This window comes from Occallatibacter sp. (assembly GCF_035317045.1).
Lineage (GTDB): Bacteria > Acidobacteriota > Terriglobia > Terriglobales > Acidobacteriaceae > Telmatobacter.
This window is the reverse complement of record NZ_DATHHT010000044.1, coordinates 18,182-38,124: the sequence shown is the minus strand read 5'-3', so window position 1 is coordinate 38,124 and position 19,943 is coordinate 18,182. Positions and strand designations below refer to the sequence as shown.

Below are 19,943 nucleotides of genomic sequence, written 5' to 3'. Positions count from 1 at the left end.
TAGTTCCGGAAGGCTCTATTCCGGCGAAAGCTTCAGCGTCTCGTAGTCTCGACCGAGCAGTGCGCAGAGCGCTTCGATCACCAGTTCATGATCCTGACGCATGGGCAAGCCGGAAACGGTGACACTGCCGACGATCCCTGCGCCGTGCACACTCAGCGGGAAGGAGCCTCCGTGGGTTGCGTAGTCGGCGAGGGAGAGCCCCTGACTTTCATAGATCGTCTGGCCTTTTTGCTTTTCGTGCAGACCGACGGCGTAGGAACTGCGATGGAAGCGAGCGACGACGTTGCTCTTGCGGCGCACCCACTCGACATTGTCCGGTGTCGTGCCATCCATGGCAGCGTAGAAGAGCGGCTGGCCGAATCGGCGAATGTCTATCACGACCGCGAGGTCGCGTTCGGCGGCCATCGCGCGCAGCTTCGATCCAAGTTTCCACGCCGTCTCGGCATCTAGACGCGGCAATGGGAGTTCTTTCTCTTGCAGCGCGATTCGTTCCAGGTCTTCGCTTTGGCCCATCGGTTGCGTCCTCTCGCGTTGCCATCATAGCGCGTAAAGCTCAACTCTCAGTGGCCTCTTCCGCTTGGATTCGCTGCGGCACAATACCCAGGCGTTCGTAAATGGGGCGCATTTCCTTGCGAATTGCTCTGAGGCGGGTCGTAAACCAAATGGACCCCAGGATACAGGCCACGCCACTCACGATTACCGTTCGTTGCGCGCCGATGGCGTGGGCGAGAGCGCCGGCGAGCAGGCTGCCGAAGGGGGCCATGCCGACGAAGGCCATGGTGTAGTAGCTCATCACGCGTCCGCGCACGTTTTCGTCGACAAGCGTTTGCACGATAGTGTTACTGGCGGTCATGCCCTGCATCATGCCGAATCCTGTTACAAGCATCATCAACATGGAGAGCCACAAAAAATCAGAGAAGCCGAAAGAAATTAATCCGACGCCAAAGATCATTGCCGCAATCGGAATCATTTTGGTCAGGCCGCGGACAGAACGGCGCATCACCAGGGAGAACGCGGAAATGAGGGAGCCGACGCCAACGGCCCCCATCAGAAAACCGAGCGTGTGCGGGCCGCCGTGCAGAACCTGTGCTGCGAATACAGGCATCAGCACCATGAAGGGCCAGCCCATCAGGCTCAAGAGTGCAAACAGCAGCAGGATGGAGCGAATGGGCGCGAATTTGGCGACGTACGTCCAGCCCTCTTTCAATTGACCGATCATGGATGTCGTTGCGCGCTGAGCCTGGTCTGGGGTGATCTGCATCATCGACAGAGAAACAATCACCGCGATGTAGCTGATGCCATCGACGAGAAAGCACCAACCTTCATTGGTCGCAGCAATCAGCAATCCGGCCAGCGAGGGGCCGATGAGTCTTGCTGTATTCACCATGGAGGAGTTGATGGCGATGGCGTTGGAGAGATCGGCGCGGTCCTCGACCATTTTGACCATGAACGATTGCCGACCCGGCATATCGAAGGCATTAATGACTCCCTGCATGGCGCTCAGCGCGAGCACTTCGGCGATGGTGATGCGGTGCGAAAGCGTCAGCCACGCCAGTGCGAGCGATTGCACCATGGCCAGCGTCTGCGTCCACACCAGAACTTTGCGGCGGTCGATGCGATCGACAAGGACGCCAGCGATGGGAGCGAGCAGGAACGTCGGTATCTGGCCGGCGAAGCCTACGGTGCCCAAAAGTAGCGCAGACCCCGTTAGCCGGTAAACAAGCCATGAGGTCGCGATGCGCGTCATCCAGGTGCCGATAAGCGAGATGCTCTGGCCGCCGAAGAAGAGTTGGAAGTTGCGATGACGCAGCGCCCGCCAGGCGTGAGAAAAATCGCGGGCGGCGGGTGCAGCCGTCGACTCCTCTTGAGCGTTGGGCGGATCCAGCGTCATGCGTCTCTGAATTGGATGTTCGATCGAGGGTATCGACCCCGTCTATTTCGCCGCGGTGACCTTGATGATGGTCGTTTGGTCGACACGTGCGCCAGCCATCGGTTGCTGAGCGATGATGGCCCCAGGGGGAATCGGAGGTTTCGGCTGCTCGGTTCCAGTGCCTACGGAAGGAACAGATACGTCGGCATAGGCTGGAGTGTCCACCTTCAACCCAATCTTGTTCAGCATTGCCTGCGCGGAGACGACAGGAATTCCCGTGAGGTCCGGCATGACATACCCATCGGGCAATGCATTGTCGGGACCAGCGACCAGGATGTTGACGCTCGGCTGTGCGATTCCCTGAGAGTGAGCGGGCGGATCCTGAGCGAGGACCGTGCCGTCTTGCGCGTTGCCCCAGGGAATCTTTGCGTTAACGCCAACTTCAAGTCCGGCGCGGCGGAACCGCAACGCGGCCACCCGGGCATCGGTACCGACCGTATCAGGAACATCTACCTTTTGTGGGCCGAGGCTCTCGGCAACGCGTACATGCCATTCGCGACGGACCACAGAACCCGGCGAGGGCGACTGAGTAAGAATATGCCCGGCTGCAACGTCTGCCGAGTAATAGCGGTTGTCGACATCGAGGTTCAGGCCCATTCCGGCGGCCTGGCTACGTGCCTCGGCAACGGTCATGCCTTTCAATTCGGGAATCTTGACTTCGGCGCCATGAATCGCAAAGTGCATGGTTGTAATTGCCGATAAAAGCGCAATGGCAACGAGCAGCATCACGACAGAAGCCATGCGGAAAAATCGGATGATGAAGCCTTTGCTCATGGCTCGGGTACTCCATCGGGATAGACGATTTGGTAATCGATGGTCGCCGCCTTTTCGAGCATCTTCGATACGGAGCAGTACTTGTTTTTGGAGAGCGAGACCGCGTCTTCGACCGCTTTGCGGCTGAGTTTTCCGCGAACCGCATAGGTAAGGCTGATGTGCGTAAAGACCCGCGGAGGAGCAGGTGCCTGCGTGGCGTTTGCAGTTACACGGAGTCCGGTCAGGGATTGGCGTTTCTTTTGGAGAATGCTGACCACGTCGACGGAGGTGCATGCGCATAGCGCCATCAGAACGGCTTCCATCGGGCTCGGTCCGTGCGTGTGGGCGGAATCTGCATCGATTGTGATGGTATTGCCGTTTTCGGCGATGCCCTCAAAAACCTCGTCTTGCTTCCACTCGCTGTGAGCGATCAAGAACGCAGCCCTCCATGGCCGTTGATTCCATTATCCGGCATTGGCGCAAGGCAAGGGTCTCGGCAGGCAAAACCCGGCGGAAGGTTAACGAAACGCAATCTGGGCGAATCGTGTGATGAGGAGGTATGCCGCCAACAACAGGAACGTCAGACCTGTGCACAGACTGTCTGCAAGTGCGGGATTGATGCGGCCTTCTCTCGTTTGCCGGCGAAGAATCTGCAGAAAGACGAAGGCACAAAAGGCTGGAATCCAGACAAGAAACGGCAGGTCGAATCCCCGATGGGGATGATCGGTTGGAGCGGGTCCGAACCATAGTCTCCGAATCAGGAATGCTTCGGCCAGAAACATGCAAAACAATGAAGCGGTAAAAAGTGTGGTCGACAGACCGGAAACCTGTCTGTTTCTGGCCGGGACAAAACTGGCCATTCGTCATCCTCCAGTGATGCCTGTTTAGACGGCAAAGAAGGTGGCCGGGTTTCGCCGGCAGCTTGATTGATTTAATTCAGCGAGTGTTATCCGTGACCGGTTCGGGATGAATTGTGACACGGTGTACCTCGGGGCATTCGAGCTTAAATCGGTCCTCGAGCGACGTGATCAATTCATGTACACGATTCATCGACAGGTCGTCAGGCAGGGTGCAGTGACAGGACAGGGTGATGTGTTCAGCGGTACGTCCCACCATGATCTGGTGCACATCGACAATCTCTCCATAGTGGGATGCGGCATCGCGCATCGCCTTTTCGATTCTGCGGTCCTCTTCCACCAGCTCCTGCGGCTGCTCGATGGTGGCGGGCTCGCTCTCGATGTGCGTGAGGATGGAATCGATCTCCGGAGTTTCGCGCTTGATCTCCGCTTCAAGACTGCTTACAAAGCTGTGTGCTTCGAGCAGCTTCATCTTTTCGTCGAGCTCCACATGGAGCTCAACGTGCAGCTTGCCGTGAAGGGATTGGACGCTGAGATCGTGCACGGCCACATTGTTTCTGGCGGCGACTGCACGCACGCGGTCGAAGATGCTCTCAGCCCTCGCCTGTCGCGGAACCGTATGGATCACAACGTCGGCAGTAGGAAGAGCGCGATGCACCGCTTCGGTGGCCGCGCGCACCAGTTCGCCGGTGTGCTCAAAGGTATAGCTGCGCGGCAAAGCGAGTGTGAGGTCGGCAAAATAGTTGGGTCCGGAGCGTCGAACCCGCGCCTGTTCAACCGCCAGCACACCGGGCACGCCCTCGGCTTCGAGAATCACGCGGAGACGCGTCTCTGCCGGGATTTGATCCATCAGGATGCCAATGGTTTCTTTTGTCAGATGTGTGGTGATGCGAAGAATCATCAGCGATACAAAGATGGCGGCGACCGGGTCGGCGTAGCGCAACCAGTCGACATGGAATGCGATTCCCACCCACGTTGCGAGCAATCCGGCGAGCACTGCGAGCGATGCCCAGATGTCGGATGCGAAGTGGAATGCGTCCGTGGCAAGCGCCGGCGATCCAGTCAGCTCGGCAACACGGCGCAACTCTCGCGATCGCCAAAAATCGACAGCAATCGAGACGAGCAATACCAGGATGGGCCACAGGGAATAACGGAGTTCGAAGGTGTTATGCCGGATTCTTTGAATTGCCGCCCAGATGATCCATACGCAGGAAATGGCCATGAGACCGGCTTCGAAGAACGACGACAGATTTTCGACCTTTCCATGGCCGTAAGTATGATCCTCGTCGGCGGGCTTGTCGGAAACGCGCACTGAAAAAAATGTTATACCGGCCCCGGCGAGGTCGAGTCCCGAGTGAACTGCATCGGACATTACGCCGAGTGAGCCCGAGATGAGGCCTGCCGCCAGTTTCAGCGTGGTCATGCAGGTGGCAGCCAGCATCGACTTCAGCGCGACGCGCCGCTTCAAAGCCGAGCTTTCTATCGGGCTGAATGCGGCGGGGCTCTCGGTGGCTGAAGTCATTGCGACTCCTAGACTACAGTCGGGCGCACCGCCGTGTACAACCCGGCGATCCCGAAAGTGTAGGGTTTCCATTCGCAGCTGGAGTACCCGGAGCTTCGCATCATGGCGAGCATTTCAGGTGGTTGGGGGAATGCGCCAACAGAGGCAGGCAAATAGTTGTACGGACCGTCGTTGCCGCAGATGATGCGCCCAATTGAAGGCAATACGCGGCGGAAGTAAAGCGCGTAAATTTTTCCGATGAAACCGCCAGGCTCGCTGAATTCGAGGATCCCTAGCTGACCACCGGGCTTCAGTACGCGATGAAACTCGCGCAGGCCTGCCTCGTAATTCGCCAGATTGCGGAAGCCGAATGACGTGACAACCAGATCGAGCGATTCGGAGCGGAGCGGGAGGTGAAGCGCGTCGGCCTCAAGCGCGATTGCGCAAGACTTATTCGGCCGGGGTTGGCTGAATTTCTGCGCGCCGCGGCTCAACATGCCGTGCGCAAAATCGGCAGCGAGAATCGGGCGTGCCTCAGGGGCGCGGTGCTTCAGCAGGGCCATCGTTAAATCGCCGGTGCCGCAGCAGATATCCAGCACTGCCGCATTCGGATCGACCAGCACAGAGCGGAATCTTGCTGCCGTTCGCGACCACCAAAGCCGATCGACGTTCGCTGAGAGAACATGATTGAGCAGGTCGTAGCGGGGAGCGATTGCGTTGAACATCTGCTGCACGGCCTCGGCCGCATGGGCTTCGTTCTCGGCTCCCATTGGCTTGGCACCCGTCACGGTCATTGCGCGCGCGGCTCCCGGGCCTGCGAAAGCATATAGCCGACTGCGGCCTGCAACTCCGAGGTCTCCAGATCTTCGATAACGCCGGCGTCTCCGATCCCTATCGGGAGTACGAAGCGGCGGACGCCACCGATGTTTTTCTTGTCGGCGCCAGTTGCCGCAATCAATTTTGCAGGGCGAAGTTTGAGCGTCGGCAATGGTCCGTAAAGGTGAATGAGGTTCTCAAGACGCGCGGCCTGTGCGCCGGTGATGCTCTTGCGACGATGCGCGACGTAAAGTGCGGCAATCATTCCCCAGCCCACCGCTTCGCCATGCAGCAATGCCTTGTAGCGCGTTGCCTGCTCGATGGCGTGGCCGACCGTGTGGCCGAGATTGAGGATCATGCGCAGGCCGTTTTCGCGCTCATCGCGATTTACGACCGAGGCTTTCATGCGCATCGAAGCGGCGATCACCTTTTCGAGGGCCTTAGGATCGCGGCCGAGAACCGCATCGGCGTGTTCTTCCATAAAGCGCAGGAGGGCGCGATCGCGAATGATTCCCGCCTTAATGCTTTCCATGAGGCCGGAGCGCAGTTCGCGATCAGGCAGCGTACCGAGCACGTCGATGTCCGCAAAAACGGCAACAGGGTGGTGAAAGCTGCCCACGAGGTTCTTGCCCTCGGGAAGATTGACTCCCGTTTTTCCGCCAACGGACGAGTCGACCTGAGCGAGAAAGGTAGTCGGCACCTGAACGTACCGGATTCCGCGCATGAAAATCGCGGCCAAAAATCCGCCGACATCGCCAACGATGCCGCCGCCAAAGGCGATCAACATCGAACCGCGGTCGCCGCCCGCAGCCACAATCTGGCGCAACAGCCGGTCAACGCTCTGCATCGTCTTGTGCTTTTCGCCGGCAGGCAAGAACAGCGTGACCGGAGGCTCGGAGAATGATTTGAGAAACGCATTGCCCCACAGTGCCCAGATCTCCGGTGATGTGAGCACAAAGACACGGCGTGGCAGTTTTCCCGCTAAGCGTTGAATGCGCGGAGCGAGCGAGCCGATCAGCCCGCCGCCCGTTACCACATCGTATTTTGCCGAAGGAGTGTCAACTCGTATGGTTTGCACGCTGTTTCCATCCTAACGGAATGAAGCGCGTATCGGCTCCGTCTCGCTTCGTCGATGCCGTGTTGAATGATAGCCTCGAAAATGATGGTTCCAGTGTCTTCAGTGGACTACCTGGTGATGGGCGCGGGCGTAGCCGGATTGCGCGCCGCTATTGAACTGGCGAATCACGGCGAAGTGCTGGTGATCACGAAAGAATCGCTCGGTGAGTCGAATACCCACTACGCGCAGGGCGGCATTGCCGTTGCCGCCCAAGAAGATCAGGCGGACGTAAAGCTTCATTTTGAAGACACGGTTTCGGCCGGAGACGGGCTGGTATTTGAGCCGGCGGCTCGCGTGCTTGTCGGCGAAGGGCCGGAGCGCGTTGCCGAACTGATTGGGTGGGGCACCCAATTTGACAGCGAAGCCGGCAGACTGCTGCGAACGCGGGAAGGCGCGCACTCGCGGCCTCGCATACTCCATGCCAATGGCGATGCTACCGGCGCGGAGATCAGTCGGTCGCTGGTGGCATATGCTCATGCGCACCCGCGCATCCGTTTTGCCGAGTGGACGATGGTGACGAAGCTGTTGGCGGAAGATGGTCGCGTGATCGGCGCGGAGCTGGCTACAGCGAAGTTTGCGGACGGTGAGAGCCAGGAACGGAAGCGGGTCAGCGCCCGCTCTGTCCTGATTGCATCGGGCGGGGCTGGGCAGGTTTACAGCGATACCACGAATCCCGAGGTTGCTACGGGTGACGGCCTCGCGCTGGCTCTGGAAGCGGGCGCACAGCTTGCGGACATGGAGTTTTATCAGTTCCATCCGACAGCGTTTTCGCTCGAAGGCGCGCCTCGCTTTTTGATCTCGGAGGCGCTTCGCGGGGAAGGGGCAACCCTGCGCAACGATCGTGGTGAGCGGTTCATGGAGCGGTATCATCCGCTGCTTGAGTTGGCTCCGCGCGATGTGGTTGCGCGGGCCATCACGCGGGAGGGGTTGGGTGAAGCGGGGGAAGCGCGCGCGGTTTACCTCGATATGCGGCATGTGAAGGGCATCGATCTGCGGCAGAGATTCCCGGGGATCGGCCGGTTTCTGGCGCGGTATTCGCTGGAGCTATCATGGGATCTGATTCCTGTGCGGCCGGCTGCGCATTACCTGATGGGCGGCATTCGAACCGATCTGATGGGGCGGACGACGGTGCGCGGACTGTATGCGGCGGGCGAGGTTGCTTGCACGGGCGTGCATGGCGCGAACCGACTGGCTTCCAATTCGCTGCTGGAGGGATTGGTATTCGGTGCACGGGCTGCGGAGGCGATGATTGGAGATTCGCAGCCGCTAGTGGCGGTGGACGGAGATGTCTCTGAGACTGTGACGCCGGACGCTGGGGATGCGGTGCTCGTTGCGGACCATGTTCGCGCTTTGCGGCGCGCGATGTGGGTTGACGGCGGACTGCTGCGTTCTGCTTCAACTCTCCAGAGTGGACTGCGCGCACAGACGGAATGCGAATCTGGTCTCGCTTACTTCGAGCAGCAGGGGAAGAGCAGTCGGCAGCTTTTCGAGGCGCGGTCATTGGCGCGCGTGGCTCGGGCGATTCTGTGCTCCGCACTAGCTCGGGAAGAGAGCCGGGGAGCGCATTTCCGCAGTGACTATCCGCAGCGGAAGGATGAGCTCTCTGAGAGACACTCGATCTACACGGCGGATGGAATCGTCACATTTCAGTCTTTGTGAGGATGGTCAGGGTGACGGATGGTTGCCGGTTGCGGATTCGGCGGGGCCAGCGAACCAGGAAACTACAGCACAGATTGCGAGGATCGCGCCCATGATGGCGAGCGAGATCGTGATGGGGACTTCGAGCCAGTGCGATGCCAGCATCTTGAAGGCGACAAACGCGAGCATTGCGCCGAGGCCGTAGTGGAGGTAGCGCAGGCGATCGAGCAGAGCGGCGAGTGCAAAGTAGAGCGAGCGCAGGCCGAGAATCGCGGCGATGTTCGAGGTGTAGACGACGAAGGGATCACGCGAGACTGCCAGCACCGCGGGAATCGAATCGACGGCGAACAAGAGGTCAGTGACCTCGACGGCGAGAATTACCGGGAGCAGGGAACCCTTGGATGGCTGCAGCTTGCGAATCCACTCTGGAATGGCTGCGTGGGCGGATCCGCCGCGGACCAGCCTGAATGCGGCGTAGAGCAGAAACAGGCCAAAGACCCAGGTGATCCATTCGAAGCGCTGGATCAGTGTGACGCCGGCGGCGATGAACAGGGCACGCAGGATGATTGCTCCCGCGACTCCCCAGAGCAAGGCGGTGTGTTGCCGCTTTTCGCTGATGCGGAATCCGCGAAAGAGGACGAGGAAGACGAAGAGATTGTCGACGCTTAACGAGGTCTCTATCGCATAGCCGGCAACGAATTCTAGCGCCTTGTGATGGCTTTGCCCGAGAGCGATCCAGATGGCAAACACTGCTGTTGCGGCCACCAGGACGCCGGTCCATATCCATGCGGTCGCCTGTGTGCGGGGCTCATCTTTCCGATGCGCCGGCAAGAGGGCGTCTACGAGCAGCAGCACGAGGACTGCGCCGTGAAAACCAAGCCACCATCCCCAGGACGCGCCGGCGATCATTCTTTGAATGCTATAGGACAGTGGTCAGTGGATAGTGGACAGTGAACAGGGACCAAGAGAACAACAAGAGAACAAAAGAATGGGATCGGTGGTTTTTGTTCGGGCATCGTGCCCTGATCGGAACGCTCTTGACAGGCCCCCCTATTATGGGGCCTCTTTGGGATAAGTGCTCTTTTTCATGGATTACCAAGAGGGGTAACGCTAAAGATCTGTGTCGATGGGGGTTAGCTGTAGAGGTTTCTGCGGATTGAAGTTAGCTGCCGACCGTCTGCAGCCTCTCAGAGATCGGGGCTCAGGGAACGACTTGAAGCTGCACGGATTCAGCCTTTCCTGGGGAGAGATCTCGATTCAAGTTCATTGTGCTTTCCCACCCTTGCTACGCAAGGATGGGGCACCCAAGGGTGAAGGTGAGCCAAGGGTGGGCCATTCGCCATTTGGTTGGGAGAAGCAGGTCCTTCGCTCCGCTTACCCCACGAGCGCTTGCGTTCGCGGGGCCCCCAAGACGCTGCGTTCAGGATGATACTGCATTGGGGATGAAGAAAAGCAGGTCCTTCGACTGCCTGCGGTTGCTCAGTATGACGGATGGAGTTTGTCGGAGACGGATGGAGATTGTTGCTTTCACACAGGGCGTCAAAAGCAACTGCAGGTTCCTCCACTCCCCTTCGCTGCGCTGTGGGTCGGTCGGAATGACAGGCTTGTTTAGTTCGCGAAGGGTCGGCTGCGCCGCTTGCGATAGGAAACGCACAAGTGTAAGGATCAACCGCTGGTTTTACCGCTGATTGATGAGGCGGATGGTTTCCATGAAGACGTCGCCGTCGATGGCGAGGCTGCGGGCGCTGACTTTGTCGATGGTGTCTTGCACGGTGTGGTGGTAGCTGTTGTTGGGGCCGTAGTCGAGATCGATCACGTCGATGGAGGGTACGCCGCGATCGACAAATGGAAGATGATCGTCATCTACTGCTTCTTCCTTCTGGAAGAAGTAACGCTCATCGCCGAATTTTTTTGCGGCCTGGCGCACCAGATCGACTAGCCAGCCGGTGGAGCGGGTTTCGCGCTGGATGTCGAGATCCTTGTCGCCGATCATGTCGGCGAGCAGGAAGGCCTTGATGCGGTGCGCGGTTCCATCGCCGCTCCATTTGGCTGCGAGGTGACGGCTGCCATAGGTGGAGTCGGATGCGGACCAGTGTTCGATGGCCTCTTCGCCGTCGAAGAAGGCCAGCCACACCGAGTAGCCTTCAAGTTTTTTGCCGCGCAATTCGTCGGCGATTGCCATCAGCAAGGCGGACGTTGCTGCTCCGTCGTTGGCGCCGACGAAGTTGATGTTGCGCAGGGGGTAGTTGGTTTCGTAGTGGGAGCCGAGGACGATGACTCCATCTTTTTTGCCGGGAAAGCGCACGATGAAGTTGTGCATGATGACCGGGCCGATGGGGGTGTTGGCGGTGAAGGTGTCTTCTTCAAGCTGATCGTGCTGGAAATGGGCTTTGAGGAACTGCTCAGCCTTCACGTGGCCGGGGCCGGTGGGCCAGCGTGGACCGATGGCGGCGAAGGTACGCGCGTATTCGTAGGCGTTACCGCCGTTGAAGTGTTGCTGGGCGGGGAGGGTGCTGGGGATGAAGAGGATGGAGAGGGCTGCGATCCATTGCCAGATCTTCGCTTTCCCCGGTCTCAACCACCCCAGCGACGAAGACCTGTCGCCGGGGACCCCGGTCAGAAGCGAGACCGGGGGCACCCAGGGTCTGATCGCGATGCGCTTCCAGAGCGATGGGGTCATACCGCGGCCTCTTTGGCCTTTCTGCGCGAGGGATGGACCCACCATGCAACACCGATGCCGATAAGGTAGAGCGCGAGCATGGGGATGGCGTAGATGCACATCGTCCACGGATCAGGGCTGGGGCAGATGACAGCAGCCACGATAAAGACGGCGAGAATGGCGTAGCGGATGTTCTTCCAAAGGAACCTGGGGCTGACGATGCCGAACATGGCGAGGAAGAAGATCAGAATCGGCAACTCGAAGCTGATACCGAGGCCGAGGATGATGGACAGAAAGAAGCTGCTGTAGTCCTCAATGGTGATCATGGGCGTGAAGTTGTGCCCCATCTTAACGATGAGGATCTCCATGGCGCCGGGCAGAACGTAAAAGTAGCCAAAACTCGCGCCAGCCATGAACAGTCCCACTGTGGCCAGCATGAAGGGCCAGACAAAGCGTTTTTCTTTCTGGTAGAGACCGGGCGCGATAAATAGCCAAACCTGAAAGAGAATGAAAGGGCTTGCGAAGATGGCCCCGGCCAGCAGCGCAACCTGCAGATACAGGTTGAGCGCATCCATGGGATGGGTAAATACCAGGTTTTTGCCGATCTTCAGGAGGGGCCTCTGGAGCAAGTTGAGCAGCACATCCTTGAAGATCCATGCCACTATGAATCCGGCGGCGAGGTAAAGTGCGGAGTGGACGATGCGCTTGCGGAGCTCGTCGAGGTGCTCCATCAGGCTCATGCCGGGGAGTTCGGCGCGCTCGGAGACGGCGGCGCGCGCCTTGCCGATGGCTTCGGTGGCATCAACCATGCTGGTTCAGAGCCTCGGCGGGGTCGGCTGATTGGTTGAGGAGGGTTTTCGATTCAACAGGACTTGTTTCCGGCGGAGGCGGTATTGCCGGGGAGGGGGCTGGCGGCGTTTCCGCTGACGGTTCTGATACGTGGTTAGGGCGCGCGGCTGCAACTGTCTCGCCAGTGGAAGGCGGCATGATGCGGGGGGCGGAGTCGATGCTTGCGCCTGGGTCCGATGTATCCGTTGGGCTGAGCACGGGTTCAGAGCCGGCGGTCGAAGACGGCAGCTCAAGTGACTTTGCGGGCGGATCGGCCGAAACCGAAGCCTGTTCTGTTGCTGCAAGAGCGGCCAGGGAGCGTTGACGTTCCTCTTCCTTCTTGCGGCGTTCGGCCTCCTCGGAGTTGCGTAACTCCTCTTCCATCTGGAACTTGAAGTCGTTGGAGGCTTTGCGGAACTCGTACATGAGCTTGCCGATCTGGCGGCCGATCTGGGGCAGGCGTCTGGGCCCAAACACCACGAGCGCCATCACCATGAGGATGAGGGAGTCCACCATCGACACGGTGCCCAGCAGGATTGGAGGGTATGCGCTCATGAAGGCCAATGATAACTGTATGTGCACGGTACTCACAAACATCCGCCGTTTGGCGTCATCCCTTTTACGCGACACGGCTGCGCATGGATGCAGCTTTGGTAAAATCGTAGGCGATGGTAGCGCCCAGCGCGGGCTGAATTGTGAGTCCGCCGGAGACCGGGCGCATCCATTGAGTAGAGGGCTGCAACATCCCCGTGGGTGGGTCGCTGCGGAGCAGGTCTGGTGGAAATTGCCGGGCAAGTTCGCAGAGAATGCGCATCCGCTGCAGCCGCTGATTGCTTTCAACATCCCCGTTCGCTGGCGCTATTGAGCCGGGCGGACTGAAGGCGGACCAAGGTGAATCTGATTATTGACGAAGAAACGGCGGCGGCGCCGGAGACTGGCAATTCCTGCAGCCTGGAAAACTACCTGGCTCTTCCCGACCACACCATGGATGAACGGATCGCGAAGGCTCGCGAACGACTTGGCGCGACCACCATTCTGCTGGGCCACCACTACCAGCGCGACGAGGTGATTCGCTTCGCCGACTTTACGGGTGACAGCTACAAGCTGTCGAAGGTTGCTGCCGAGACGGACGCGAACTACATCGTGTTTTGCGGTGTGCATTTTATGGCGGAGAGCGCCGACGTGCTTGGGCGCGACAATCAGCAGGTGATTTTGCCGGACCTGAACGCCGGCTGCTCGATGGCGGACATGGCGGAGATATCGCAGGTGGAAGCCTGCTGGGAAGTGCTCACGCACTTTCATCTTTCGGACGAGATTGTGCCCATTACCTACATGAATTCGACAGCGGCGATCAAGGCTTTTTGCGGCGAGCGTGGCGGACTGGTGTGTACTTCATCCAATTGCCGGGCGGCCTTTGAGTGGGCATTTGCGCGCGGGAAGCGCATCCTGTTTCTGCCGGATCAGCACCTGGGGCGCAATACGGGCTTTGCGATGGGGATCAAGCTGGAGCAGATGGCGGTGTGGGATCCGTGGGGGCTGCAGGGTGGGCAGTCGGCATCGACGCTCGCCGACAGCAGGATTCTGCTTTGGAAGGGACACTGTTCGGTTCATCAGCGATTTCTGCCGAGCCACGTGGACGAGATTCGCGCCAAGCATCCGGGCGTCAAGGTGATCGTGCATCCGGAGTGCCGCTGGGAGGTTTGCCAGAAGGCGGACGCGATGGGGTCGACGGAAGGGCTGATCAAGATTGTCGAGGAGGCTCCAACGGGCACGACGTTCGCGGTTGGAACCGAGATCCACCTGGTGAATCGACTCGCACGGCGATTTGCGGCGGAGGGCAAGCGCATTCTGAGTCTCGACGATCATGGCTGCCTTTGCACGACGATGTATCGCATCAGCCCGCAGCACCTGGCGTGGGCGCTGGAAAACCTGGTTGAAGGCCGCGTTGTGAATCGCATCAAGGTGCGTGCTGGCGTGAAGGGGTGGGCCCGCGTCGCGCTTGATCGGATGCTTGAGATCGGCTGAGCAGATCTCTACCTCAGGCCGCTACGCTCATGCGTTCTCGCGCGGTTCGGTGAATTTCAATTCGTTGCCGAACTCGTCGCGCACTCTGAAATCGCGATTGCCCCATGGCTTTTGCTCAATTTTTTGCGTGATGGTCGCGCCTGTGGCTTGCAATTCGGCAAAGAGTTGATCGAGGTCCGGGGTGAAAATATGAACACCCACCGCGGTGGGCTTTGTCACTGAGTTTGCGAACAAGTGAATTGCTACGCCATCGCGCTCAACGATGGCATATTCATTTTCAGGTAATCGCATGACGACTTCGAATCCAAGTTTCCGTTCATAGTAGGTGAGGGCGTCGTCGAGGTTTGCGGAAGGCAGTTCCGGTGCAAGGCGGGTGAGTTTGGCCATGATGGATTCTCCGTCGGACGGTAGCATTAGCAGGGAGATCAGGGTAGCAGTCGCACAGGACTGGGGGCACAATTTTTTGATGCTATTTAAGATGCGACGAAAGTGACTAGTCCGGTTACCGAAGATGCTGGTCGAGCCAGCGCGTCCGTCGTATCCTTAACCTAGGAAACTCTATTGAAAACTTTCACCATAGACGAAGCGCAATCGCTATTGCCCCTGATGGAGTCGTTGTTGAAGCGCGCCATTGAGGGCAAGCGTGCCGCGCAGGAGATTGAAGCGCAGATTGCCGAGCTGGGACGGCGGATCTACCTGGCCGGAGGCATGCGCGTAAATGTAGCGGAGGTAGGGAGGCAGCGCACTGAGATGGAAGATCACCTGCAGCGAGTACGCGAGAGCATTGCCGAGATCGATTCGATCGGCGTGCAGGTGAAGGATGTCGAAACGGGCCTGCTCGATTTCCCCTGCCGTGTCGATGACCAAGTGGTGCTGCTCTGCTGGCGCATGGGGGAGACGGCAATCGAGCACTGGCATACGGTTGAGGACGGTTTCAAGGGGCGCAAGCCCGTGGATGAGCGTTTCCGGCGCCGATCGAACTCAAGCAACAACCGCCCAAACTGAATTGCGCCTTGCCGGCGCTGTAAACTGGCAGCCTCTATGTACGTTTCCGAGCAAGAGGTTCGCGCAGTTCTTACCTATGAAGCCCTGATTCCGGCGATCCGCGAGGCGCTCATCGACTACTCCGCGGGCCGCGTGAATCAGCCGCCGCGCATGATTCTTCGCGCAGGCAATGCGGAAGGCCATCGCAATGGCTGGTTCGGCGTCATGCCTGTCGTTGCGGGTGACGTGATGGGCGTCAAGACTGTTACGTTCTATGCGGGTAACGATGAACTGGGCCTTCACACACACATGGCGATCGTCGAGCTCATTCGACGCGAGACCGGAGAGCCGCTGGCGCTGATGGATGGCCGGCTGATCACGGAGATGCGCACGGCGGCGGTGTCTGCGGCGGCGTTTGCGGGCATTGCACTGCTGCATTTTGAGTCCGCGCCCACAAGCTTTGGCATCATCGGCTCGGGTGTGCAGGCCCGAGCGCATATTGCCGCGCTCGGGCATGTGTGGCCGGAGATGTGTGAGATTCGCATCGCGAGCCGCAAGGCTTCGAATGCAACGCGTCTCGCGGAAGAGATGGGTGCGCGCGCAGTCCCCGTCGAGGAGGCTGCTGCTGCCGACGTGGTGCTAACGGCTACAACTTCGCCTGTGCCTGTATTGCAGGGGAAGTGGCTGAAGCCGAATGCGCTCGTGCTTGCTGTTGGCGCCAGTGGTGCGAGTGTGCGCGAACTCGATGATGAAGCCATGCTTTCCAGCTATGTCGTTGCGGAAGGCAGATCGTGCGTCGAACGGGAATCCGGCGATGTGATCCTCTCGGGTGCGAAGGTCCGGGCTGAAATTGGAGAGATTCTTGCGGACCCTTCAACTGCAAAGATTCCACGCGATCAGCGCATCGTCTTCAAGTCGGTTGGAATGGCTATTGAAGACATCACCGCGGCGCGTATCGTGTGGCAATCGCAACAGACGAGCGCAAACCACTAACTGATCGAGTTATGGTATCGATTGCATGCGGGTTATCTCTTGGAGAAGAGAAGTGCCTCGCTTTCTATAAGCGTGCTCTATCCGCGCTGCCGCGATGACATCCAGGAATTGATGAGATAAAACGACCTATGTCTCTTTCTTCGAAACATGAATCCCGCCCTGGCCCATTTCGTCTAATCGTATGTAAGCCGACTCTGCATATTGTTTTTGCAGAGCGCGATTGAACTCAAACATTGGAGTAACTACGTTGAAGAATACTGGACTCATCTCTTTCCCCGTTGCAGCATTGTCGATTGCACTGCTTTTGCCCAGGCTCACGTATGCCCAGAGCACTGTGAATTCACAATCCGCGCAAGACTCAGTTAGTCAGTCCGACGATCTCGCAGCACAGCAAGCGGCGCGAATGGTGCCTGCGCGCGCTTATCTGATAAACAAACTCGACTCGAAACACGCTCAGCCTGGCGCGTCATTCATCGCGAGCCTTAGCGAAAGTGTCCAGCTTGAGAACGGCCCCAAATTACCTCGCGGTACGCAACTTGCCGGCACTGTCGCAACGAACAACGTGCAAGCCGATGGAACATCAAGGTTCGCATTGAACATTACACAAGCGCATCTGAAGAACGGAGAGACCATTCCGGTGAAGGCAACCATCGTCGGCGTGTGGGGTCCGCAGAGCCAAACTGCTCAAGGGTATGCCGTGGCGCCGGGTGAAGAGGAGGCAAACGAATGGACGGAGAAGATTCTCACAGTTGATGAAATTAACGCAACGTCAGGCGCAGATCTGCACAGCGAAATTGCCGACGCGAACTCTGGCGTCTTGGTCGCGAAGAAGCATAGCGTTGTAAAGCTCGCAGCGGGAAGCGAACTGGCCCTCGCAATTGCAGAACAGGACAATGGTCAGCAAACAGGAAACTGATCCAACCCAATTCCTGCGAGGTTTTTGATGACAGTGTCCCAAAGTTTCGGCTGGAGGGTTGACCCTCCGGCCGAAGTTTCCTGAGCACTCTAAGTCTTATCCGCATCGCAAAAAGATGCCACAGAAGTGTTGGTGATTTCTGTGTGCATCCTCTTCCGTCATCCACGTTATCGGCGTTATGCTCGACGCGACTGAGGCACATTCTTTCATTGAAAAATGGAAACCGGAGCGGCTTTCGGCTGGAACAGAGGATCGGCTGAGCGAATTAGCCTTTTCCCGCGTCCTTGCTGGCAGATGGGAAAATAAGACCACTCTGTCCTAAGCTGAAATGGGACAGATGCGCCGGGAAAGGTTAACCTTAGAACGGCATAGGGCAACCCCGGTTTTGGAGTGACGGCCATGAGGACTCGTTATTGGGCAGGTCTGGCGGTGGCGGCATTTTGCCTGACAGGCTGCAAAGGTTTTTTTGATGCGTTGCCAAGTACAGGCGGCGGTGGTGGTGGAACGGGGACGACAACTCTCAGCAGCGGCGACATCTATGTCCTGAATGTCGCGACGAGCCAGATGGTCGGTCTCTTCGTCAACGCCGGAAAGCTGACGACTCTGCCTGGAAGCCCGTACACGCTCTCTGCTGCTCCGATCGCCATCGCGGTTGCGCCGAATGACGCCTCTCTCTACGTCAGCACATTGGGCGGCATCTTCGTGTACAACATCGACACTTCGACGGGGCAGCTGACCATTGGGAATTCAGGCCAGCCCATCTCATCGGATCCTGCAACAAGCATGCAGGTGGATTCCACCAGCACGTGGCTCGTGGAAGGTGTTTCTGGAGCTTCCAACTTATTTGCAATCCACGTGAGTGCGTCTACCGGGTTGCTGGCCTCGAACACTGAACAAACCGTAGTGCTGCCATCGACGACGCTCGAGCAGGTTGCAATCTCTCCGGACAACACATTCGTCCTGGCAGCCATAGGCTCAGCCGGCACGGCTACAGTCCCCTTCAATCCCAACAACGCCAACCCTTTCGGAACTGTGGGAACCATCAACGTCAAGAACGCGAACGGCGCCGCGCTTTCCGTTGCCTTCGATCCGGTTGTTACGGGTTCCACGGCGCCCCGGCTGTTTTATATCGGAGAAACGGTGGCAACCTCGGGATCGAACACCGGCGGTTTGCGGGCTTTCAACTTCAGCACGGTGAAGGAAATCACAGGCTCGCCGTTTGCGATTGGCGGGCTCGCCCCCTCTTCCATCCTGCCGCTTTCCACCGGTGATTTCGTGTATGTGGTGAGCAAGCAGACCAGCAGCGGCGCAACTGGAGTCATCGCGGGATTCTCGATTACGAGTGCGAACAGCGCGCTCACCCTGACGGCATTAAGCAGCGGCTTCGCTACGGGCGCCAATCCCCAGGCACTTGTGGAAGACAGTACACACACGTTCGTTTTCGCCGCAGACTTCGGCGGCAGTCCCGACCTGATCGGGTACAACTTCGACGCCACCAAGGCAGGCAATCTTGACCCTGTGATCTCCAATGCGACGGGGACAGATCCGGTGCAGGCCGGCGCTGTTGCAGCCCTTCATTGATGGGTCGCCTGTCGCGCGAACGAGCATTGCTGGTATCCTCAGATAGATCCTCCTGGCTGTGTTCATTCGATTGCCAAATCCCTCCGTCTCATCTGTCCGTTGCGCTGTGGCAAGAATTTCCGCGCTGGTCGTGTGTGTTTCTCTTCTGCTGACCTCGGGATGCGGCCGGTTACATCGCCAGGCGCATGAGACGGTCTACGTCTCCGCCAGACAGATGTACCTTAAAGACCGCGTAGCCGCCGTATCGAACCGTGTGGGAGAAGTTGTCAATGGGCAGCAGCTCGAAGTCCTGGAACACGGTCGCCGGTTTCTCCGCGTCAAGACCGACAAGAACGAAATCGGCTGGATTGAAGAGCGCGCCGTGATTGATTCCAAGGCCTATGACGCGTTTGCGCATATGGGAACAGAACACAAACAGGATCCGGTGGTCGCGACGGGAATGCTGCGGGACGATATCTATCTGCACATTAGTCCCGGCCGCAATACCGACCGTTTCTATCTGCTGCCCGAGAATGACAAGGTGCAACTGCTGGTGCGTGCCTCGGTGCCGAAAGCAGCACCCGGCGAACCGATCGAGCCCAAGAAACATCCCGTTCGCCCTCCTGCGAACGCGCTCAAATCTGGTTCAACTTCGAAGCAAGCACCGGCAGCCAAATCCGGATCGTCGACGCCGGCGAACGCGCGCGATTTGGGGGATGTCGCGAAGGCGGAAGAGCCCGAAGTCCCCATGGAAGACTGGTGGCTGATTCGCGACGGCCAGGGGCGCACCGGCTGGCTGCTGTCGAGCCGCGTGGATGTCGATGTGCCCGATGAGATCGGCCAATATGCTGAAGGCCAGCGCATCGTGGGCGCTTACGTCCTGACCCACGTGAACGATGCCGAGGCAGACGTTCCCAATCACCAGGTTCCGGAATATGTAACCGCGCTGAGTCCACCGAAGTCAGGATTGCCTTTCGATTTCGACCAGATCCGCGTTTTCACGTGGAGCGTGAAGCATCACCGGTATGAGACGGCCTTCCGAGTCCGTCCAATCCAGGGATTTCTGCCGGTGAAGGTCTTGACCCAGCCGGGGCAGAGTGGCACTGAACCTGTGTTCAGCTTTCGAATTTCGGGCTCCCCCAATGTGTCCGTCGATCCAGATACGGGAATCACCAAGCCTGTAAATCCGCGAACCATCACCTACGTGATGCGCGATAACCTGGTGCGCCGGATTGGCCCCGACATGGCCGCGATCCCTACATCGCATGTGCCGGGAGAAAAATCAAAATCGGGCGCGGCGGGGAAGAAGAGGCGCCGGTAGGTTGGTGCGCAAAACTTCGGCGTTGATCTCGGCACTTGCAGAACG

The 19,943-nt window shown here is 58.7% G+C and carries 21 protein-coding genes; 7 read left to right on the top strand and 14 right to left on the bottom strand.

The genetic code is table 11. The features are described from left to right. Positions 1–15: 15 nt before the first annotated feature. From VK574_RS21950 to aroB, 8 genes are all read right to left on the bottom strand, one after another. Positions 16–513, bottom strand: coding sequence for a heme-degrading domain-containing protein (locus tag VK574_RS21950; protein ID WP_472802024.1), 498 nt, complete (start codon positions 511–513; stop codon positions 16–18). 40 nt (positions 514–553) lie between these two features. Continuing rightward, the gene (locus VK574_RS21945; protein ID WP_472802023.1) at positions 554–1,891 is read right to left on the bottom strand and encodes an MFS transporter; all 1,338 of its coding nucleotides are present in this window, start codon (positions 1,889–1,891) and stop codon (positions 554–556) included. A 42-nt stretch (positions 1,892–1,933) separates the two neighbouring features. Continuing rightward, entirely contained in the window at positions 1,934–2,704 is a 771-nt protein-coding gene (locus tag VK574_RS21940) for a PASTA domain-containing protein (RefSeq protein ID WP_472802022.1), read from the bottom strand. Further along, the gene (locus VK574_RS21935; protein ID WP_472802021.1) at positions 2,701–3,117 is read right to left on the bottom strand and encodes an OsmC family protein; all 417 of its coding nucleotides are present in this window, start codon (positions 3,115–3,117) and stop codon (positions 2,701–2,703) included. Before VK574_RS21935 ends, VK574_RS21940 begins: the two co-directional genes overlap by 4 nt. 84 nt (positions 3,118–3,201) lie before the next feature. After that, the gene (locus tag VK574_RS21930; RefSeq protein ID WP_472802020.1) at positions 3,202–3,543 is read right to left on the bottom strand and encodes a hypothetical protein; all 342 of its coding nucleotides are present in this window, start codon (positions 3,541–3,543) and stop codon (positions 3,202–3,204) included. Between the two features lie 76 nt (positions 3,544–3,619). Then, complete coding sequence (locus tag VK574_RS21925; protein ID WP_472802019.1) at positions 3,620–5,062, bottom strand: cation diffusion facilitator family transporter; 1,443 nt, start codon at positions 5,060–5,062, stop codon at positions 3,620–3,622. 8 nt (positions 5,063–5,070) lie between these two features. Then, positions 5,071–5,835, bottom strand: coding sequence for a ubiquinone/menaquinone biosynthesis methyltransferase (locus tag VK574_RS21920; RefSeq protein WP_472802018.1), 765 nt, complete (start codon positions 5,833–5,835; stop codon positions 5,071–5,073). Continuing rightward, the gene (gene aroB, locus VK574_RS21915; protein WP_472802017.1) at positions 5,832–6,935 is read right to left on the bottom strand and encodes a 3-dehydroquinate synthase; all 1,104 of its coding nucleotides are present in this window, start codon (positions 6,933–6,935) and stop codon (positions 5,832–5,834) included. The genes VK574_RS21920 and aroB overlap by 4 nt, the downstream gene beginning before the upstream one ends. Before the next feature lie 81 nt (positions 6,936–7,016). Here aroB and nadB point away from each other — a divergent pair, with 81 nt between their 5' ends. Further along, the gene (gene nadB / locus VK574_RS21910; protein WP_472802016.1) at positions 7,017–8,633 is read left to right on the top strand and encodes an L-aspartate oxidase; all 1,617 of its coding nucleotides are present in this window, start codon (positions 7,017–7,019) and stop codon (positions 8,631–8,633) included. Positions 8,634–8,639: 6 nt separating this feature from the next. On the opposite strand, the gene VK574_RS21905 is transcribed toward nadB, so the two are convergent. The 5 genes from VK574_RS21905 to VK574_RS21885 all read right to left on the bottom strand — a co-directional run bounded on the left by VK574_RS21905 (position 8,640) and on the right by VK574_RS21885 (position 12,913). Next, positions 8,640–9,521, bottom strand: a complete 882-nt coding sequence (locus VK574_RS21905; protein WP_472802015.1) for a TerC family protein — start codon at positions 9,519–9,521, stop codon at positions 8,640–8,642. 769 nt (positions 9,522–10,290) lie between these two features. Continuing rightward, positions 10,291–11,292 carry a M28 family peptidase gene (locus VK574_RS21900; RefSeq protein WP_472802014.1) on the bottom strand — a complete coding sequence of 334 codons (1,002 nt, stop codon included), beginning with the start codon at positions 11,290–11,292 and terminating at the stop codon, positions 10,291–10,293. After that, positions 11,289–12,080 (bottom strand): twin-arginine translocase subunit TatC, encoded by a 792-nt coding sequence (gene tatC, locus VK574_RS21895; protein WP_472802013.1) that lies wholly within the window; start codon positions 12,078–12,080, stop codon positions 11,289–11,291. The genes VK574_RS21900 and tatC overlap by 4 nt, the downstream gene beginning before the upstream one ends. Beyond that, on the bottom strand, positions 12,073–12,654 hold the full coding sequence (locus VK574_RS21890; protein WP_472802012.1) for a Sec-independent protein translocase subunit TatA/TatB: 582 nt from the start codon (positions 12,652–12,654) through the stop codon (positions 12,073–12,075). The genes tatC and VK574_RS21890 overlap by 8 nt, the downstream gene beginning before the upstream one ends. A gap of 64 nt (positions 12,655–12,718) precedes the next feature. After that, positions 12,719–12,913, bottom strand: a complete 195-nt coding sequence (locus VK574_RS21885; RefSeq protein ID WP_472802011.1) for a hypothetical protein — start codon at positions 12,911–12,913, stop codon at positions 12,719–12,721. 77 nt (positions 12,914–12,990) lie between these two features. Here VK574_RS21885 and nadA point away from each other — a divergent pair, with 77 nt between their 5' ends. Then, positions 12,991–14,124, top strand: coding sequence for a quinolinate synthase NadA (nadA, locus tag VK574_RS21880; RefSeq protein ID WP_472802010.1), 1,134 nt, complete (start codon positions 12,991–12,993; stop codon positions 14,122–14,124). Between the two features lie 27 nt (positions 14,125–14,151). Here the strand turns inward: nadA and VK574_RS21875 are convergent, their stop codons facing one another. After that, the gene (locus VK574_RS21875) at positions 14,152–14,511 is read right to left on the bottom strand and encodes a bleomycin resistance protein (protein ID WP_472802009.1); all 360 of its coding nucleotides are present in this window, start codon (positions 14,509–14,511) and stop codon (positions 14,152–14,154) included. A gap of 174 nt (positions 14,512–14,685) precedes the next feature. On the opposite strand from VK574_RS21875, the gene VK574_RS21870 reads away from it, so the two are divergent. The 5 genes from VK574_RS21870 (at position 14,686) to VK574_RS21850 (ending at position 19,898) form a co-directional block, all read left to right on the top strand. Further along, positions 14,686–15,129, top strand: coding sequence for a DUF2203 domain-containing protein (locus VK574_RS21870; RefSeq protein ID WP_472802008.1), 444 nt, complete (start codon positions 14,686–14,688; stop codon positions 15,127–15,129). A gap of 36 nt (positions 15,130–15,165) precedes the next feature. Beyond that, on the top strand, positions 15,166–16,101 hold the full coding sequence (locus VK574_RS21865) for an ornithine cyclodeaminase family protein (RefSeq protein ID WP_472802007.1): 936 nt from the start codon (positions 15,166–15,168) through the stop codon (positions 16,099–16,101). A gap of 247 nt (positions 16,102–16,348) precedes the next feature. After that, positions 16,349–17,017 carry a hypothetical protein gene (locus tag VK574_RS21860; protein ID WP_472802006.1) on the top strand — a complete coding sequence of 223 codons (669 nt, stop codon included), beginning with the start codon at positions 16,349–16,351 and terminating at the stop codon, positions 17,015–17,017. A 399-nt stretch (positions 17,018–17,416) separates the two neighbouring features. After that, complete coding sequence (locus tag VK574_RS21855; RefSeq protein ID WP_472802005.1) at positions 17,417–18,598, top strand: lactonase family protein; 1,182 nt, start codon at positions 17,417–17,419, stop codon at positions 18,596–18,598. Between the two features lie 106 nt (positions 18,599–18,704). Beyond that, positions 18,705–19,898, top strand: coding sequence for a GW dipeptide domain-containing protein (locus tag VK574_RS21850; RefSeq protein ID WP_472802004.1), 1,194 nt, complete (start codon positions 18,705–18,707; stop codon positions 19,896–19,898). The last annotated feature ends 45 nt before the right edge of the window (positions 19,899–19,943 follow it).

Bases quoted from the DNA above. Each gene is read 5' to 3' on its own strand.
- VK574_RS21950 (WP_472802024.1), bottom strand. From the start codon at position 513: ATGGGCCAAAGCGAAGACCTGGAACGAATCGCGCTGCAAGAGAAAGAA.
- VK574_RS21945 (WP_472802023.1), bottom strand. From the start codon at position 1,891: ATGACGCTGGATCCGCCCAACGCTCAAGAGGAGTCGACGGCTGCACCC.
- VK574_RS21940 (WP_472802022.1), bottom strand. From the start codon at position 2,704: ATGAGCAAAGGCTTCATCATCCGATTTTTCCGCATGGCTTCTGTCGTG.
- VK574_RS21930 (WP_472802020.1), bottom strand. From the start codon at position 3,543: ATGGCCAGTTTTGTCCCGGCCAGAAACAGACAGGTTTCCGGTCTGTCG.
- VK574_RS21925 (WP_472802019.1), bottom strand. From the start codon at position 5,062: ATGACTTCAGCCACCGAGAGCCCCGCCGCATTCAGCCCGATAGAAAGC.
- VK574_RS21920 (WP_472802018.1), bottom strand. From the start codon at position 5,835: ATGACCGTGACGGGTGCCAAGCCAATGGGAGCCGAGAACGAAGCCCAT.
- nadB (WP_472802016.1), top strand. From the start codon at position 7,017: ATGATGGTTCCAGTGTCTTCAGTGGACTACCTGGTGATGGGCGCGGGC.
- VK574_RS21905 (WP_472802015.1), bottom strand. From the start codon at position 9,521: ATGATCGCCGGCGCGTCCTGGGGATGGTGGCTTGGTTTTCACGGCGCA.
- VK574_RS21900 (WP_472802014.1), bottom strand. From the start codon at position 11,292: ATGACCCCATCGCTCTGGAAGCGCATCGCGATCAGACCCTGGGTGCCC.
- tatC (WP_472802013.1), bottom strand. From the start codon at position 12,080: ATGGTTGATGCCACCGAAGCCATCGGCAAGGCGCGCGCCGCCGTCTCC.
- VK574_RS21890 (WP_472802012.1), bottom strand. From the start codon at position 12,654: ATGAGCGCATACCCTCCAATCCTGCTGGGCACCGTGTCGATGGTGGAC.
- VK574_RS21885 (WP_472802011.1), bottom strand. From the start codon at position 12,913: ATGCGCATTCTCTGCGAACTTGCCCGGCAATTTCCACCAGACCTGCTC.
- VK574_RS21875 (WP_472802009.1), bottom strand. From the start codon at position 14,511: ATGGCCAAACTCACCCGCCTTGCACCGGAACTGCCTTCCGCAAACCTC.
- VK574_RS21865 (WP_472802007.1), top strand. From the start codon at position 15,166: ATGTACGTTTCCGAGCAAGAGGTTCGCGCAGTTCTTACCTATGAAGCC.
- VK574_RS21855 (WP_472802005.1), top strand. From the start codon at position 17,417: ATGAGGACTCGTTATTGGGCAGGTCTGGCGGTGGCGGCATTTTGCCTG.